We start from the raw sequence: 14,086 nt of genomic DNA on the forward strand, positions 1-14,086 counted from the left end.
TGGCCGCACTATGGCTAAGGAAAAAGGACGCAAGCTGATCGCGCAGCACAAGAAGGCGCGGCACGACTACCTCATCCTCGACACCTACGAGTGCGGCCTCGTGCTCACCGGTACCGAGGTCAAGTCGCTCCGGCAGGGGCGCGCGTCGCTCGTCGACGGTTTCGTGCAGATCGACGGCGGCGAGGCCTGGCTGCACAACGTGCACATCCCGGAGTACAGCCAGGGCACCTGGACCAACCACTCCGCCCGCCGCCGCCGCAAGCTCCTCATGCACCGGGAGGAGATCGACAAACTGGACTCGAAGGCCTCGGAGAGCGGCCACACGATCGTCCCGCTGTCGCTGTACTTCAAGGACGGCCGGGCGAAGGTCGAGATCGCGCTGGCCAAGGGCAAGAAGGAGTACGACAAGCGGCAGACCCTGCGGGAGAAGCAGGACCTGCGCGAGACGAACCGGGCGCTCTCGGCGGTCCGGCGGCAGCAGCGCGCCTGACGCGCTCCGACGGGCCGTCCGACCAGGCGATATTTATGTGCTGGCCCCGTCGCCGCCCGGTCCGTTACGATGGGACACGTTCCCCTCGCGGGAGCAGTCGCCCCCTCGGGGGCATTGACAACACAACATGGGGATGATCGGTTTCGACAGCGGATGTCGAGGCAGGGGAAGCGAGCCGAGGAAGCGGCAATGATCTCGTAAACCATATGTCGCAAAAAAATAATCGCCGATTCCAAGCGCGATTCCCAGTCCTTCGCCCTCGCTGCCTAATTAGGTAACGAGAGAAGGACCCTTAATGGGTGTCAGCCCGGGGGTGTTCCCGACCCGGATCCTGGCATAATCAAGGGAACTCAACCATTCGGTTCGGCCACGGGGCCGGATGGGAAAACCAACAGTGGCTGAGCCCGTCGGAGACTTGTCCGTGTGATCTCCGGGGCCGAGAAAATCGCAGCGGACTGCGCTCGGAGAAGCCCTGTTTCCGCACCGTTGGACGCGGGTTCGATTCCCGCCATCTCCACCACCCCATGTGCCGTACGACGAAGGCCCGACCGCCCACCGGCGGCCGGGCCTTCGTCGTGCCGCCGGGCCGTCACGGACGTCACCTGACCGTCACGTGCGTCACTCCGCATGTATCAGTTCTGTCCGCATCGGTCGGATCACCTGCTTACGGGATTCGCCGGGGGTGGCCGTGCGCTACATTCTGCGAGCGGCGCCGTGTGATAGAGGGCCCGCCGGGGACGCGAGGGGCAGTCCCGGCGGACGGGGATCCGACCCTCGGTGCGCACGCTGGTTCGAGTCGTTGGGGGATGTGCGTACTTCATGGAAAAGACGTTGAGTGACGCCCTGTCAGGTCCGGAGACCGACAGGGACGACGTGAGGGCCACTGGCCTGCGCATTCCGGTCCAGCCCGAACCGGTCCACGACATGACGAAGCCCGCGGCGGACGGCGGACCCGCCGACGCCGTTCCGGCGGGCGGGGTCGCGGACCGGGAGGGACCGGAGGCGGAGCCGGCGGCCACCCACGCGGAACCCGCGGACGCCGAACCCGCGGACGCCGTGCCGACCGCGGCCGCGGACTCCACGCCCGCCGAGCGGCCGGACCCCGCGGACGACGGTGACGCCGAGCGCGCCGTCGCCGCCGCTCCCGCCGCCGCGGACCGGATCGACGTACCGCGGCCCGCGCCGGCCCGCGCCCCCGCGCGCTTCCGTCTTCCCGTCGAGCCCGCCGCCGAAGCGCCCGCCGCCGCACCCGCGCCCGCATCCGTGCCCGCCGCGGCACCCCCCGCCGCTCCCGCCCCCGTCGCGCCGGTCGACCCCTGGTCGTTCGACGCGACCTGGGGCGAGTCGCGGCGCGGCGCCGGGCTCACCGTCCCGAACCCGGACGGCGACCAGGCCGAGACCATGGCGCTCGCCCTGATCGGCAAGCACGGCCCCGGCGGCGTGCCCCTGGTCGAACGGCCCGTGTTCGTCGACGAGAGCGGCCGGCGCAGCAAGCGGGTCCGCAGCCTCGGCTGGATCGTCGCGGCGGCCTGCGCGGTGTACGCGGTCGTCCTCGTCGGCACGCTGGTCGGCGGGAACTCCTCCGCGCCCTGGGTGCCCGCGTTCGTGGCGGGCGAGGAGAAGGCCCCCGCGCTCGACGAGCCCTCCGACGACCTCGGCGGCGTCGACCCGCGGGAGGTCGACGCGGACGGCGGGTCCGGCGGCACCGGAACCGACGGTTCCGGCGGCGGCGACGGAGAGGTCGACGGCGACGCCGACGGGCTGGTCGACGGCGACCCGGTCACCGGCGGCGGCGAGGAGACCGTCGACGGCGACGTCGTCACCGCGCCCACCGCGTCCGCGAAGCCGGGCACCAAGCCGAAGCCCGGCAACGCCGCCGAGCCCGGCTCGAAGCCCACGCCGGCCGACCCCGCCGACCCCGCCGACCCGCCGGTCGTCCCGCCCGCCGACCCCGACCCGGACCCCGAGCCGCCCGCTCCGGACCCCGAGCCCGAGCCGCCGGCCCCGGACCCGGACCCCGAGCCGCCCGTCGTGGACCCCCCGGCCGATCCGGTCACCACCGGCGGCACCGGCACCGGCACGGAAGGCGCCTAGGCACATGGCACCGAGCTCCACCCCGCGGCGGCGCAGGGTCCCCATGCGGTACCTGCTCCCGCTGCTGGTCCTCCTCGCGCTGTTCGCGATGCTCATGCTGCGCGGCTACGCGCACAGCGAGATCCTCGCCGACCACCGCATCCGTCCCGGCGACGTCTTCGACCGGGTGCCCGCCCAGGTCCACGACAACGGCGGGCCGGTCATCGACGTCCGCGGCGGCGGCGAGCCGAAGGCGCTGTACGTCAGGAAGAACCACATCAGCCTGACCTTCGACGACGGGCCCGACCCGGTCTGGACGCCGAAGGTGCTCGACCAGCTGAAGAAGTACAAGGCGCACGCGACGTTCTTCGTCACCGGCACCATGGCCTCGCGCTACCCCGAGCTGATCGAGCGGATGGTGCGCGAGGGCCACGAGATCGGCCTGCACACGTTCAACCACCCCGACCTGTCGTACCAGAGCGCCGACCGGGTCGAGTGGGAGCTGTCGCAGAACCAGCTCGCGCTCGCGGGCGCGGCGGGCGTCAACACCACGCTGTTCCGGCCGCCGTACTCCACCTCCTCGGAGGCGTTCGACAACAACTCCTGGCCTGTCGTCGAGGCCGTCGGCAAGCTCGGCTACATCACCGTCGTCAACGACATCGACACCCGCGACTGGGAGCGCCCCGGCGCCGAGGCGATCGCGGACCGCGTCGCGCCGAAACCCGGTGCGAAGCACGGGTTCGTCGTGCTCATGCACGACTCCGGCGGTGACCGGTCGCAGACGGTCGACGCGCTCGGCAAGGTGCTGCCCGAGCTCACCGCCAAGGGCTACTCCTTCTCGAACATCTCCCAGGCCATGGGCGGGAAGCAGAGCCTGCAGACCGAGGTCACCGGGATCGACCTGTGGAAGGGCCAGGCGTTCGTCGGCGCGGTCCAGCTGTCCGAGACCGTCACCGACGGCCTCGTGGTCGGGCTCGCCGTCATCGGCGTGCTCGTCTTCGCCCGCTTCGGGCTGATGCTGCTGCTCTCCTGGGTGCACGCCCGTCGCACGCGCCGTCCGGACTTCGGCTGGGGCCGGCAGGTCACCGAACCGGTCACCGTGCTCGTGCCCGCGTACAACGAGGCCGTCGGGATCGAGAGCACCGTCCGCTCGCTGGTCGCCTCCGACCACCCGATCGAGATCATCGTCATCGACGACGGGTCGAGCGACGGCACGGCGGACATCGTCGAGGCGATGGGGCTCCCGAACGTGCGGGTCGTCCGCCAGGAGAACGCCGGCAAGCCCGCCGCGCTCAACAACGGCATCCGGCACGCCCGGTACAACATCGTCGTGATGATGGACGGCGACACCGTCTTCGAGCCCGACACCGTCCGCGAGCTGGTCCAGCCGTTCGGCGACGACCGGGTCGGCGCGGTCGCCGGCAACGCGAAGGTCGGCAACCGGAACAAGCTGATCGGGGCCTGGCAGCACATCGAGTACGTGATGGGCTTCAACCTCGACCGGCGCATGTACGACGTGCTGCGCTGCATGCCCACCATCCCTGGCGCGGTCGGGGCGTTCCGCCGTACCGCGCTGAACCGGGTCGGCGGGATGAGCGACGACACGCTCGCCGAGGACACCGACATCACGATGGCGCTGCACCGCGACGGCTGGCGGGTCGTCTACGCGGAGAAGGCGCGCGCCTGGACCGAGGCGCCGGAGAGCGTCCAGCAGCTGTGGTCCCAGCGTTACCGGTGGTCCTACGGGACCATGCAGGCGATCTGGAAGCACCGCCGCGCCGTGATCGAGGGCGGGGCGAGCGGGCGGTTCGGGCGGGTGGGGCTGCCGTTCGTGTCGCTGTTCATGGTCGTCGCGCCGCTGCTCGCGCCGCTCATCGACGTCTTCCTGGTCTACGGCCTGGTCTTCGGCCCGACGGCCAAGACGATCGCCGCGTGGTTCGGCGTCCTCGCGGTCCAGTTCGTCTGCGCGGCGTACGCGTTCCGGCTCGACCGGGAGAAGTGGACCCCGCTGATCGCGCTGCCGCTGCAGCAGATCCTGTACCGGCAGCTGATGTACGTGGTGCTGCTCCAGTCGTGGATCACCGCGCTGACCGGCGGCCGGCTGCGGTGGCAGAAGCTGCGGCGCACGGGGTCGCTGAACCATCCCGACGGCGGCTCGGTCCCGCAGTTCGCCGCGACGGGACGGCCCTGACGATGAGCGACCTGACGACTCCGCGGTTCCCGCCGACGGGGGACGGCGGGGCGGGCCCGTACGGGACGCCCGCGCCCTCCTCCGGGCCGGACCTCGCGTCCTACGCGGCCCCGTACGAGCCCGTCGCCGCCCCCTACGGGTCCGCGGCCCCGTACGCACCCGCGCCTGCCCCGTTTGAGCCCACCCCCGCCGCCGAGCCCGTGGCCGAGCAGGCCGAGCCGGCCCGGTCCGGGGGGCGCAACCTGTACTTCGACTTCCTGCGCGCGCTCGCCCTGTTCCGGGTGGTGGTCTTCCACGCGACCTCCTGGGTGTGGCTGCCGCTGCTCTTCCCGTCGATGGGCGTGATGTTCGCGCTCGCCGGGAACCTGATGGCGCGGTCGCTGAGCGGCCGGCCGTCCGTGACGGTGATCCGCGGGCGGATGCGGCGGCTGCTGCCGCCGCTGTGGGCGGTCGGCGGGATCGCGGTGACCGCGATGCTCGTCCAGGGCTGGCAGCCGGCCGAGGGGGAGAGCGCGGCGGCGTGGTGGGGGCGGCTGCTGTACTGGGTGGTCCCGCTGAGCGACCCGCCGTACCTCACCGACAGCCACGGGCTGCCGCACCTGGTCGGGGACGGCTGGGCGGAGGCGATGGCCGGCCCGCTGTGGTACCTGCGGACCTACCTCCAGTACGTGCTGCTCTCCCCGCTGTTCCTGTGGTGCCTGCGCAAGGCGCCCTGGGCGACGATGGGCGCCCCGGTCGCCCTGCTCGCCGCGATGACGTACGACTACTTCAGCCCGGCGGCCTTCGGCCCGGCCGGTGAGCTGCTCGACGTCGTGCTGTGGGACACGACGACCTTCGCGGCCTGCTGGATCCTCGGGATGGCGCACCAGATGGGGATCATGGACCGGCTGCCGCGGTACGTGGTGCCCTCGGTGGCGCCGATGATCGCGGGCGTCGGGCTCTGGTACGCCGTCGAGCACGACTGGACGCGGGTCGAGCTGGACGGGCTGCCGCTGGCGGACGCGATCTGGTCGTTCGCCGTCGTGCTGCTGCTCCTGCACTTCACACCGGACTGGAGCGAGTGGCCGGCCCGGCTGCGGCGGTGGGGCGGCCTGATCTCGCTCCTCAACGCGCGCGCCGTGACGGTGTACCTGTGGCACAACGTCAGCATCCTGGTCGCACTGACCCTCGTCGACCACCTGTGGGGGTTCGACGTGCTCGGCGAGCAGGCGGCGTGGCTGCTGGACTCGCCGGTCCTGCTCGTCCTCACCGCCTGGCTGGTGATCGCGGTCGCCGTCGTGGCGTTCGGCTGGGTCGAGGACGTGGCCGCGAAGCGCCGGGTCCGGCTGTGGCCCGCCGGGGGCCCGGGCCGGCCGTCCGGGCGGCGGGCGCGTCCCGCCTGAGGACGCCCCGGCGGTGCTCCCCGGGGCCCGCCGGGTCCCGCTCACACCCGGTCCCGCGCAGGGGTGAGCGCAAGGTTCCCCCGCGGTCACGCGGGCGCACGGGGCGGAAACGTGTGCTCCCTAGCGTCGGCGAGGACGAGGCGACCGCAGGGAGGCGAACGTGAACGCAAGGACGAGGGCGCGCTGGATCGAGGAGTGGGATCCGGAGGACGAGGGGTTCTGGCGCCGGGAGGGTGAGGGGATCGCGCGGCGGAACCTGGTGTTCTCCATCCTCTCGGAGCACGTCGGGTTCTCGGTGTGGACGCTGTGGTCGGTGCTCGTGCTGTTCATGGGCCCGGAGTACGGGATCGACCCGGCGGGGAAGTTCTTCCTGGTCGCGATGGCGACGCTGGTCGGCGCGTTCGTCCGGGTGCCGTACACCTTCGCCGTCGCGCGGTTCGGCGGCCGGAACTGGACGGTGTTCGCCGCGGCGATGCTGCTGGTCCCGGCCGGCGCGGCGTTCGCGGTGATGGAGCCGGGCACGTCGTACTCGACGTTCATGCTGGTGGCGATGGTGACGGGGGTCGGCGGTGGCAACTTCGCCTCGTCGATGACGAACATCAACGCGTTCTACCCGCTGCGCCGCAAGGGCTGGGCGCTCGGCCTGAACGCCGGCGGCGGGAACATCGGCGTGCCGGTGGTGCAGCTGGCCGCGCTCGCGGTGATCGGGGCGAGCGGCGGGCCGCGGGTCCTGCTCGGCGGGTACCTGGCGCTGATCGTCGTCTCGGCGGTGTGCGCCTGGCTGTTCATGGACAACCTGGCGCCGGTGCGCAACGACACCGGCGCGGCGAAGGAGTCGGTGCGCGACCCGCACACGTGGATCATGGCGTTCCTGTACATCGGCACGTTCGGCTCGTTCATCGGCTACAGCTTCGCCTTCGGCCTGGTCCTGCAGACCCAGTTCGGCCGCACCCCGCTGCAGGCCGCGTCGATCACGTTCATCGGCCCGCTGCTCGGCTCGCTGATCCGCCCGTTCGGGGGGAGGCTCGCGGACCGCTTCGGCGGCGCGCGGATCACGTTCTGGAACTTCCTGGGGATGGCCGCGGCCACCGCGGTGATCGTCACGGCGTCGGTGGCCGAGTCGCTGCCGCTGTTCACCTCCGCGTTCATCGTGCTCTTCGTGCTCACCGGGCTCGGCAACGGCTCGACGTACAAGATGATCCCCGGGATCTTCCACTCCAAGGCGCTCGCCCGCGGGCTGAGCGGCGAGGAGGCCGCCGCGTACGGGCGCAGGCTGTCGGGGGCGTCGATGGGGCTGATCGGGGCGGTCGGCGCGGTCGGCGGGCTCGGCATCAACCTCGCCTTCCGGCAGTCCTTCCAGACCGCGGGCACCGGCACCGGGGCGTTCGTCGCCTTCCTCGCCTTCTACGGGGTCTGCCTGGCCGTCACCTGGGCGGTATACCTTCGCCGGCCCGCGCCCGCGGCGAGCTCCGCGCCCGCCTCCGTCGCACCGGCGCACCAGCCGGACTACGCCCGGGTGTGAGCCCGGCGCGTAACACCGGGGACATCACGGCGCACCGGGCCCGTCACGCGACGTTGGCAGGCTCGGTGCCGCCGTACCGGTGCGGGCGGGGCCACCGCACGCACCGCGAGCACGCACGACGAAGCGGGACGACTGCCATGCGCGACCAGCCAGGACCAGGACCGCTCGCGGGGTTCACCGTCGGGGTGACCGCCGCCCGGCGCGCCGACGAGCTCGGCGCGCTGCTCGAACGGCGCGGGGCGGCCGTCCAGCACGCCCCCGCGCTGCGGATCGTCCCGCTCTCGGACGACACCCAACTGCTGTCCACCACCCGGCAGTTGCTGGACGAGCCGCCGCACGTCGTCGTCGCCACCACCGCGATCGGGTTCCGCGGCTGGGTGGAGGCCGCCGACGGCTGGGGGCTCGGCGAGGCGCTGCTCGCCACCCTGCGCGGGGCGGAGATCCTCGCCCGCGGGCCGAAGGTGAAGGGGGCGATCCGGGCGGCCGGGCTCACCGAGGAGTGGTCGCCGGCCTCGGAGTCGATGGCCGAGGTCCTCGACCGGCTGCTCGCCGAGGGGGTGGCGGGCCGCCGGGTCGCGATCCAGCTGCACGGGGAGCCGCTGCCCGGCTTCATCGAGTCGCTGCGGGCGGCCGGGGCGGAGGTGGTCGGGGTGCCCGTCTACCGGTGGATGCCGCCGGCGGACCTCGGCCCGCTCGACCGGCTGCTCGACGCGGTGGTGGCCCGCTCCGTCGACGCCGTCACCTTCACCAGCGCCCCGGCCGCCGCCTCGATGCTGTCCCGGGCCGCCGGGCGCGGGCTGCGCGAGGAGCTGCTCGCCGCGCTCGCGCACGACGTCCTGGTGGCCTGCGTCGGCCCGGTCACCGCGCTGCCGCTGCAGGCCGAGGGGATCGGCACGCTCGCCCCCGAGCGGTTCAGGCTCGGCCCGCTGGTCCAGCTCGTCTGCCACGAACTGCCCGCCCGGGCCCGGGTGTTGCCCGTCGCCGGCCGCCGGATCGAGATCCGCGGGCAGGCCGTGCTCGTCGACGGCGAGCTGCGGCCCGTGCCGCCCGCCGGGATGTCGCTGCTGCGCTGCCTGGCCCGCCGCCCGGGGTGGGTGGTGGCCCGCGCGGAGCTGCTGCGGGCGCTGCCGGGCGCGGGCCGCGACGAGCACGCGGTGGAGACCGCGATGGCCCGGCTGCGGACCGCGCTCGGCGCGCCCAAGCTGATCCAGACGGTCGTCAAGCGCGGCTACCGGCTCTCGCTCGACCCGGCCGCCGACGCGAAGTACGCGGCGGGGCGGTAGGGGGTGTCCGGCGGATCCGGCCCGGCTGCGGTCGGGCTTCCGATCTGCGTCGGGCCGAGTGGTGGCTGGTGCGTCGAGATGCGAGGCGGAGGAGGGAAGCGACGCGGAGCGTCGTTGAGCGACGACAACGCCGCAGATCGGCGTGCCAGGCGCCACGACCCAGGGCAGGATCCGCCGGACACCCCCGGTAGCAGGGGTTCCGGCACGGGGGCGGGGCGGGCACTGTAGGGGGACAGCATCCGCGGCGCTCCCCCCGTCCCGGCGCCGCGCCCCCCCCCGAAGGCGGTGACGCAGCGATGACCGCACCCCCGCACCGCTTCGACCCCGGTCGGGTCTGCCTCGACCTGCTCGGCTGCGAACGGCCGCTCGACGAGGCCGGGTTGGCCGCCTGGCTCATCACCGCCGGCCTCGTCCCGCCCGGCACGCGGCTCGGTTCCCTCGACGCCCGGTGGGCCGCCCGGTTCGCCGAACTGCGCTCGGCCGTCGACCGGTTGGTCCGCACCGAGCTGGCCGGCCGGACCGACCCGGCCGCGCTGGCGAACGTCAACGCCCTCGCCCAGGCCGCGCCCCCCGCCCTGTGCGCCGTGCGGACCGAGGACGGGCTGCTCGTAAGGGAGTTGACCGCCGCGCCCGACTGCGACGCGCTGCTCGCCGCCGTCGCCAGGGACGCCGTCGACCTGCTCACCGACCCCGACGCGCGCGCCGGGCTGCGGCAGTGCGAGGGCGGGCACTGCCGGCGGATCTACCTGGACACCTCCCGCGGCCGCCGCCGGCGCTGGTGCTCCAGCGAGCGCTGCGGGAACCGGGAGCGGGTCGCCCGCCACCGCCGCCGGGCGGCCCTCGCCCACCCCTGAGCGAGCGGTCGGCTCCGGTCGCGAACCGGCGCACTTCCGATCAACCGAGCACTCCGCAAAAGAAATTACCGACGGGTTGAGCACCGCGGGCACCCGGGACGTATCCACTGGCGTAACAACTGACACACGTCACCGTCCGTTTGCCCCATATACGGTCTCGACCTGGAGGTTCGGGTGCGCAAGGATGCCGCCGTGGCCGATGACCGCCCGCACCGGGCGCGGCACCGCACTCCGGAACCGGACGAGGTGCTGATGAGCGCGCTCTACCGGGAGCACGCGGGTCCGTTGCTCGCGTACGTGCTCCGTCTGGTGGCGGGTGACCGTCAGCGGGCGGAGGACGTGGTGCAGGAGACCCTCATCCGTGCCTGGAAGAACGCCGGCTCGCTCAACCGGGCGACCGGCTCCGTCCGCCCCTGGCTGGTGACGGTGGCTCGCCGCATCGTCATCGACAACCACCGCAGTCGGCAGGCCCGGCCGCAGGAGGTCGATCCGTCGCCGCTGGAGGTCATGCCCGCGGAGGACGAGATCGACAAGGCGTTGTGGCTGATGACGCTCAGCGACGCGCTCGACGACCTGAGCCCGGCCCACCGGGAAGTGCTCGTCGAGACGTATTTCAAGGGACGTACGGTCAACGAGGCGGCCGAGACACTGGGTATACCCAGTGGGACGGTCCGCTCGCGCGTGTTCTACGCGCTGCGGTCCATGAAGCTGGCGCTGGAGGAGAGGGGGGTCACGGCATGAGCACGCAGTTCCCGTACGACGGCGGGTACGGCGGTGGGAGCGGCGGGCCGGGGGAGCAGGAACTGCACGAGGCGGTCGGGGCGTACGTCCTCGGCGTCCTGGACGACGCCGACGCGAGCGTCTTCGAGGCGCACCTGGCGGGCTGCCGGCGGTGCGCCGCCCATCTGGAGGAGTTCTCCGGCCTGGAACCGCTGCTCGCCACCCTCGCCGACCCCCGCGACCTCGGAGCCGGGTCGTTCGCCCAGCCCGCCATGCCGCCGGGCCGCGGACCCCTGCCCGGACTCGCCGCCGTGCCCCAGCCGCGCAGCGAACCCACCGCGCCGCAGCCCGCCATGCTCGACCAGCTGCTCGACGAGGTCGCCGTGCGCCGCCGGCGCCGCTCCCGGCGCGGTCTCTACCTGGTCGCGGCCGCCGCCGCGCTGGTCATCGGCGGTCCGCTGACCGTCCTCGCCGTCTCCGACGACCCCGGCGCGCCCCCGCCGGCGGCCTCCGGCAGCCCCGCCAAGGACGCGTTCTTCGGACAGATGGACGAGAAGGTCCGGGCCACCGACGTGACCAGCAAGGTCACCGCGACCGTCGGCCTGGAGAAGAAGGCCTGGGGCACCCACACCGTCCTCGAGCTGAAGAACGTCAAGGGCCCGCTGCGGTGCAGCCTGGTCGCCGTCGGCAAGGACGGCGAGGAGGAGACCGTCACCACCTGGGCCGTCCCCAAGTGGGGCTACGGCATCCCCGACAGCGCCAACGCGGCGGCGAAGGAGCCGCTGTACGTCCACGGCGGGGCGGCGATGGCCCCGGCGGACATCGAGCGGTTCGAGGTCCGCACGCTCGACGGCGCCCGTCTGGTCGAGATCGACGCCTGACACGGCCCACCCCCTTCGCGTACGGTTGACGGCTGCCATTGCACGTCAGAAGGGGGCCCTGGTGGCCGCGCAGGATGCCGCTGTCGACACCGTCCGCGAACGGGAGATCGGCGTGGAACAGGTACACCTCGACCGGGTGTACCGCCGCCTCGAGGAGAAGATCGACGAGGCCGAGTTCCTGATGAAGGACGCCGCCCAGCGCGGCCACGTCGGGACGCCCGGCGCGCTCGCCGAGCGCGACGCGCAGGTCTTCCGGGCGGGGATCCACCTCAACCGGCTCAACAACGAGTTCGAGGACTTCCTCTTCGGCCGGATCGACCTGCTCCTCGGCAAGGACGGAAAGAAGGGGCCCGACGGCGCCTACACCTCCGTCGAGCCCGCCGAGTCGGCGCTCCGCGAGGACGACACCGCCGACATCGCCGAGACCCTCCACATCGGCCGGATCGGGGTCCTGGACGCCGACTACGCGCCGCTCGTCATCGACTGGCGCGCCCCGGCCGCCGCACCGTTCTACCGCTCCACCCCGGTCGACCCCGGCCGGGTCGTGCGCCGCCGGGTCATCCGCTCCAAGGGACGCCGGGTCCTCGGCGTCGAGGACGACCTCATGCGCCCCTCGCTCACCGCCTACCTGGACGGCGAGCGGCTGCCGGTCGTCGGCGACGGGGCCCTGATGGCCGCGCTGGGGCAGGCCCGCAGCCACAGCATGCGGGACATCGTCGCCTCCATCCAGGCCGAGCAGGACCTCGTCATCCGGGCGCCCGCCGCCTCGGTCACCTACGTCGAGGGCGGGCCCGGCACCGGCAAGACCGCCGTCGCCCTGCACCGCGCCGCCTACCTGCTCTACCAGGACCGCCGGCGCTACTCCGGCGGCATTTTGATCGTCTCCCCGACCCCGCTGCTCGTCGCCTACACCGAGGGCGTGCTGCCCTCGCTCGGCGAGGAGGGCCAGGTCGCCATCCGCGCCGTGGGCTCGCTCGTCGACGGGGCGCAGGCCACCGAGTACGACGAGCCGGCCGTCGCCCGCGTCAAGGGCTCGTCCCGGATGCTCCACGTGCTGCGCAAGGCCGCCCGGGGGGCCCTGGAGCCCGACGTGCCGGTCGTCGGCCAACTGCCGCTGGACACCGCCGAGGACGCCGACGACGACGCCCCCCGCCCCACCGTCCGCACCGACCTGCTGCGGGTCGTCGCCTTCGGCCGCCGGATCGAGTTGGAGGCGGACGAGCTGCACCGCGTGCGGCAGAGCGCGCTGGGCGGCACCGCCCCCGTCAACCTGCTCCGCCCGCGGGCCAGACGGCTGCTCCTGGACGCCCTGTACGCGAAGTCCGGCGCGGGCCGCCGGCACGAGGACCCCGAGCTCGCCGCCGAGCTGCGCAGCTCCTTCGACGAGGACGTGTCCGGCGAGGACTCCTTCACCGACTTCCTCGACGCCTGGTGGCCCGAGCTGACCCCGCGCCAGGTGCTCGCGGCGATGGCCGACGAGAAGCGGCTCGCCCGGTGGTCGCGCCGGACCCTGAACCCCGGCGAGGTCCGCCGGCTCGCCCGCTCCCTGCGGCGGGACGCCTTCTCCGTCCACGACATCGCCCTCCTCGACGAGCTGGAGGCGATCCTCGGCACCCCCGCCCGCCCCCGGGCCAAGCGCCGCGACCTCGACCCGCTCGACCAGCTCACCGGCCTGGACGAGCTGATGCCGCAGCGCGAGGAGACCCAGCGCGAGCGCGCCGAGCGGCTGGCGGCGGAGCGCACCGAGTACGCGCACGTGATCGTCGACGAGGCGCAGGACCTCACCCCGATGCAGTGGCGGATGGTCGGCCGCCGCGGCCGCCACGCGACCTGGACGGTCGTCGGCGACCCGGCGCAGTCCTCCTGGTCGACGCCCGACGAGGCGGCCGCCGCCCGCGACGAGGCGCTCGGCACCCGCCCGCGCCGCCGCTTCGAGCTGACGGTCAACTACCGCAACCCCTCCGAGGTCGCCGACCTCGCCGCCAAGGTGCTCGCGCTCGCGATGCCCGGCAGCACCGCGCCGCGCGCCGTGCGCTCCACCGGGGTCGTGCCGTCGTTCGTCACCGCCCCCGACAAGGCCGGCCTGGAGGCCGTCGTGGTCGCCGAGGCCCGCCGGCTCCTGGCGGCGGTCGACGGGACGGTCGGCGTAGTCGTCGCCATGCAGCGCCGCGCCCAGGCGGCCCGCTGGCTCGCCCCGCTGGGCGACCGGGTCGTCGCGCTCGGCAGCCTGGAGGCCAAGGGCCTGGAGTACGACGCCACCGTCGTCGTCTCCCCGGCGGAGATCGCCGACGAGTCCCCGGCCGGGCTCCGCGTGCTGTACGTCGCCCTCACCCGGGCCACCCAGCAGCTCTCGGTCGTCTCGACGCAGCGGGACGTGCCGGACGCGGACGGGGTGCCGGACCTGCTGCGGGACTGAGGCGGGCGTCCGGGCCGGCCGGCCGGGTCCCGGGCGGCCGGGGGCGCGGGCGTTCCCGCGAGGGCGCGTTCCCAAACGGGAAGGGCGCTCGAAAAGAAGTCGAGGGACGGGAATGGCCTTGCGGGAATCCTTTGTTACCGTGGACGTGACACCGGCTCGATCCAAGCCCCCGGGCCCAACCTTCGTCGCCTAGAGCGACCACTTGCCGCGAGGCGAGCATGGCGGGCCGGTGTCGCCCACTTCGGCGGACGGGTCCGCACCACCTCGGTGGTGC

General features: G+C 73.4%; 10 protein-coding genes and 1 other RNA gene. All 11 read left to right on the plus strand.

Annotation, left to right across the window (positions count from 1 at the left end; translation table 11 throughout):
* Positions 1-10: 10 nt before the first annotated feature.
* The 11 genes from smpB to ACFWEG_RS09385 all read left to right on the plus strand — a co-directional run bounded on the left by smpB (position 11) and on the right by ACFWEG_RS09385 (position 13,812).
* The gene (gene smpB, locus ACFWEG_RS09335) at positions 11-490 is read left to right on the plus strand and encodes an SsrA-binding protein SmpB (protein WP_387211169.1); all 480 of its coding nucleotides are present in this window, start codon (positions 11-13) and stop codon (positions 488-490) included.
* Between the two features lie 129 nt (positions 491-619).
* Positions 620-1,010: a transfer-messenger RNA gene (ssrA, locus tag ACFWEG_RS09340) on the plus strand.
* Between the two features lie 404 nt (positions 1,011-1,414).
* The gene (locus tag ACFWEG_RS09345; protein WP_387211172.1) at positions 1,415-2,584 is read left to right on the plus strand and encodes a hypothetical protein; all 1,170 of its coding nucleotides are present in this window, start codon (positions 1,415-1,417) and stop codon (positions 2,582-2,584) included.
* A gap of 43 nt (positions 2,585-2,627) precedes the next feature.
* The gene (locus tag ACFWEG_RS09350; RefSeq protein ID WP_387211195.1) at positions 2,628-4,754 is read left to right on the plus strand and encodes a bifunctional polysaccharide deacetylase/glycosyltransferase family 2 protein; all 2,127 of its coding nucleotides are present in this window, start codon (positions 2,628-2,630) and stop codon (positions 4,752-4,754) included.
* Positions 4,755-4,756: 2 nt separating this feature from the next.
* Positions 4,757-6,136 carry an acyltransferase gene (locus tag ACFWEG_RS09355; protein ID WP_387211175.1) on the plus strand — a complete coding sequence of 460 codons (1,380 nt, stop codon included), beginning with the start codon at positions 4,757-4,759 and terminating at the stop codon, positions 6,134-6,136.
* A 160-nt stretch (positions 6,137-6,296) separates the two neighbouring features.
* Positions 6,297-7,658, plus strand: a complete 1,362-nt coding sequence (locus tag ACFWEG_RS09360) for a nitrate/nitrite transporter (protein ID WP_387211177.1) — start codon at positions 6,297-6,299, stop codon at positions 7,656-7,658.
* A 137-nt stretch (positions 7,659-7,795) separates the two neighbouring features.
* The gene (locus ACFWEG_RS09365; RefSeq protein ID WP_387211181.1) at positions 7,796-8,941 is read left to right on the plus strand and encodes a uroporphyrinogen-III synthase; all 1,146 of its coding nucleotides are present in this window, start codon (positions 7,796-7,798) and stop codon (positions 8,939-8,941) included.
* 296 nt (positions 8,942-9,237) lie between these two features.
* The gene (locus ACFWEG_RS09370) at positions 9,238-9,795 is read left to right on the plus strand and encodes a CGNR zinc finger domain-containing protein (RefSeq protein WP_387211184.1); all 558 of its coding nucleotides are present in this window, start codon (positions 9,238-9,240) and stop codon (positions 9,793-9,795) included.
* 174 nt (positions 9,796-9,969) lie between these two features.
* Positions 9,970-10,536, plus strand: a complete 567-nt coding sequence (locus tag ACFWEG_RS09375) for a sigma-70 family RNA polymerase sigma factor (protein ID WP_387211187.1) — start codon at positions 9,970-9,972, stop codon at positions 10,534-10,536.
* Positions 10,533-11,396: an anti-sigma factor family protein gene (locus ACFWEG_RS09380; protein ID WP_387211189.1), complete on the plus strand. Its 864-nt coding sequence runs from the start codon at positions 10,533-10,535 to the stop codon at positions 11,394-11,396. The genes ACFWEG_RS09375 and ACFWEG_RS09380 overlap by 4 nt, the downstream gene beginning before the upstream one ends.
* A gap of 61 nt (positions 11,397-11,457) precedes the next feature.
* The gene (locus ACFWEG_RS09385; protein WP_387211192.1) at positions 11,458-13,812 is read left to right on the plus strand and encodes a HelD family protein; all 2,355 of its coding nucleotides are present in this window, start codon (positions 11,458-11,460) and stop codon (positions 13,810-13,812) included.
* Positions 13,813-14,086 lie beyond the last annotated feature (274 nt).

The organism is Streptomyces sp. NPDC060194 (assembly GCF_042728285.1).
Classification (GTDB): Bacteria; Actinomycetota; Actinomycetes; order Streptomycetales; family Streptomycetaceae; genus Streptomyces.

Bases quoted from the DNA above. Each gene is read 5' to 3' on its own strand.
- smpB (WP_387211169.1), top strand. From the start codon at position 11: ATGGCTAAGGAAAAAGGACGCAAGCTGATCGCGCAGCACAAGAAGGCG.
- ACFWEG_RS09345 (WP_387211172.1), top strand. From the start codon at position 1,415: ATGACGAAGCCCGCGGCGGACGGCGGACCCGCCGACGCCGTTCCGGCG.
- ACFWEG_RS09350 (WP_387211195.1), top strand. From the start codon at position 2,628: ATGCGGTACCTGCTCCCGCTGCTGGTCCTCCTCGCGCTGTTCGCGATG.
- ACFWEG_RS09355 (WP_387211175.1), top strand. From the start codon at position 4,757: ATGAGCGACCTGACGACTCCGCGGTTCCCGCCGACGGGGGACGGCGGG.
- ACFWEG_RS09365 (WP_387211181.1), top strand. From the start codon at position 7,796: ATGCGCGACCAGCCAGGACCAGGACCGCTCGCGGGGTTCACCGTCGGG.
- ACFWEG_RS09370 (WP_387211184.1), top strand. From the start codon at position 9,238: ATGACCGCACCCCCGCACCGCTTCGACCCCGGTCGGGTCTGCCTCGAC.
- ACFWEG_RS09380 (WP_387211189.1), top strand. From the start codon at position 10,533: ATGAGCACGCAGTTCCCGTACGACGGCGGGTACGGCGGTGGGAGCGGC.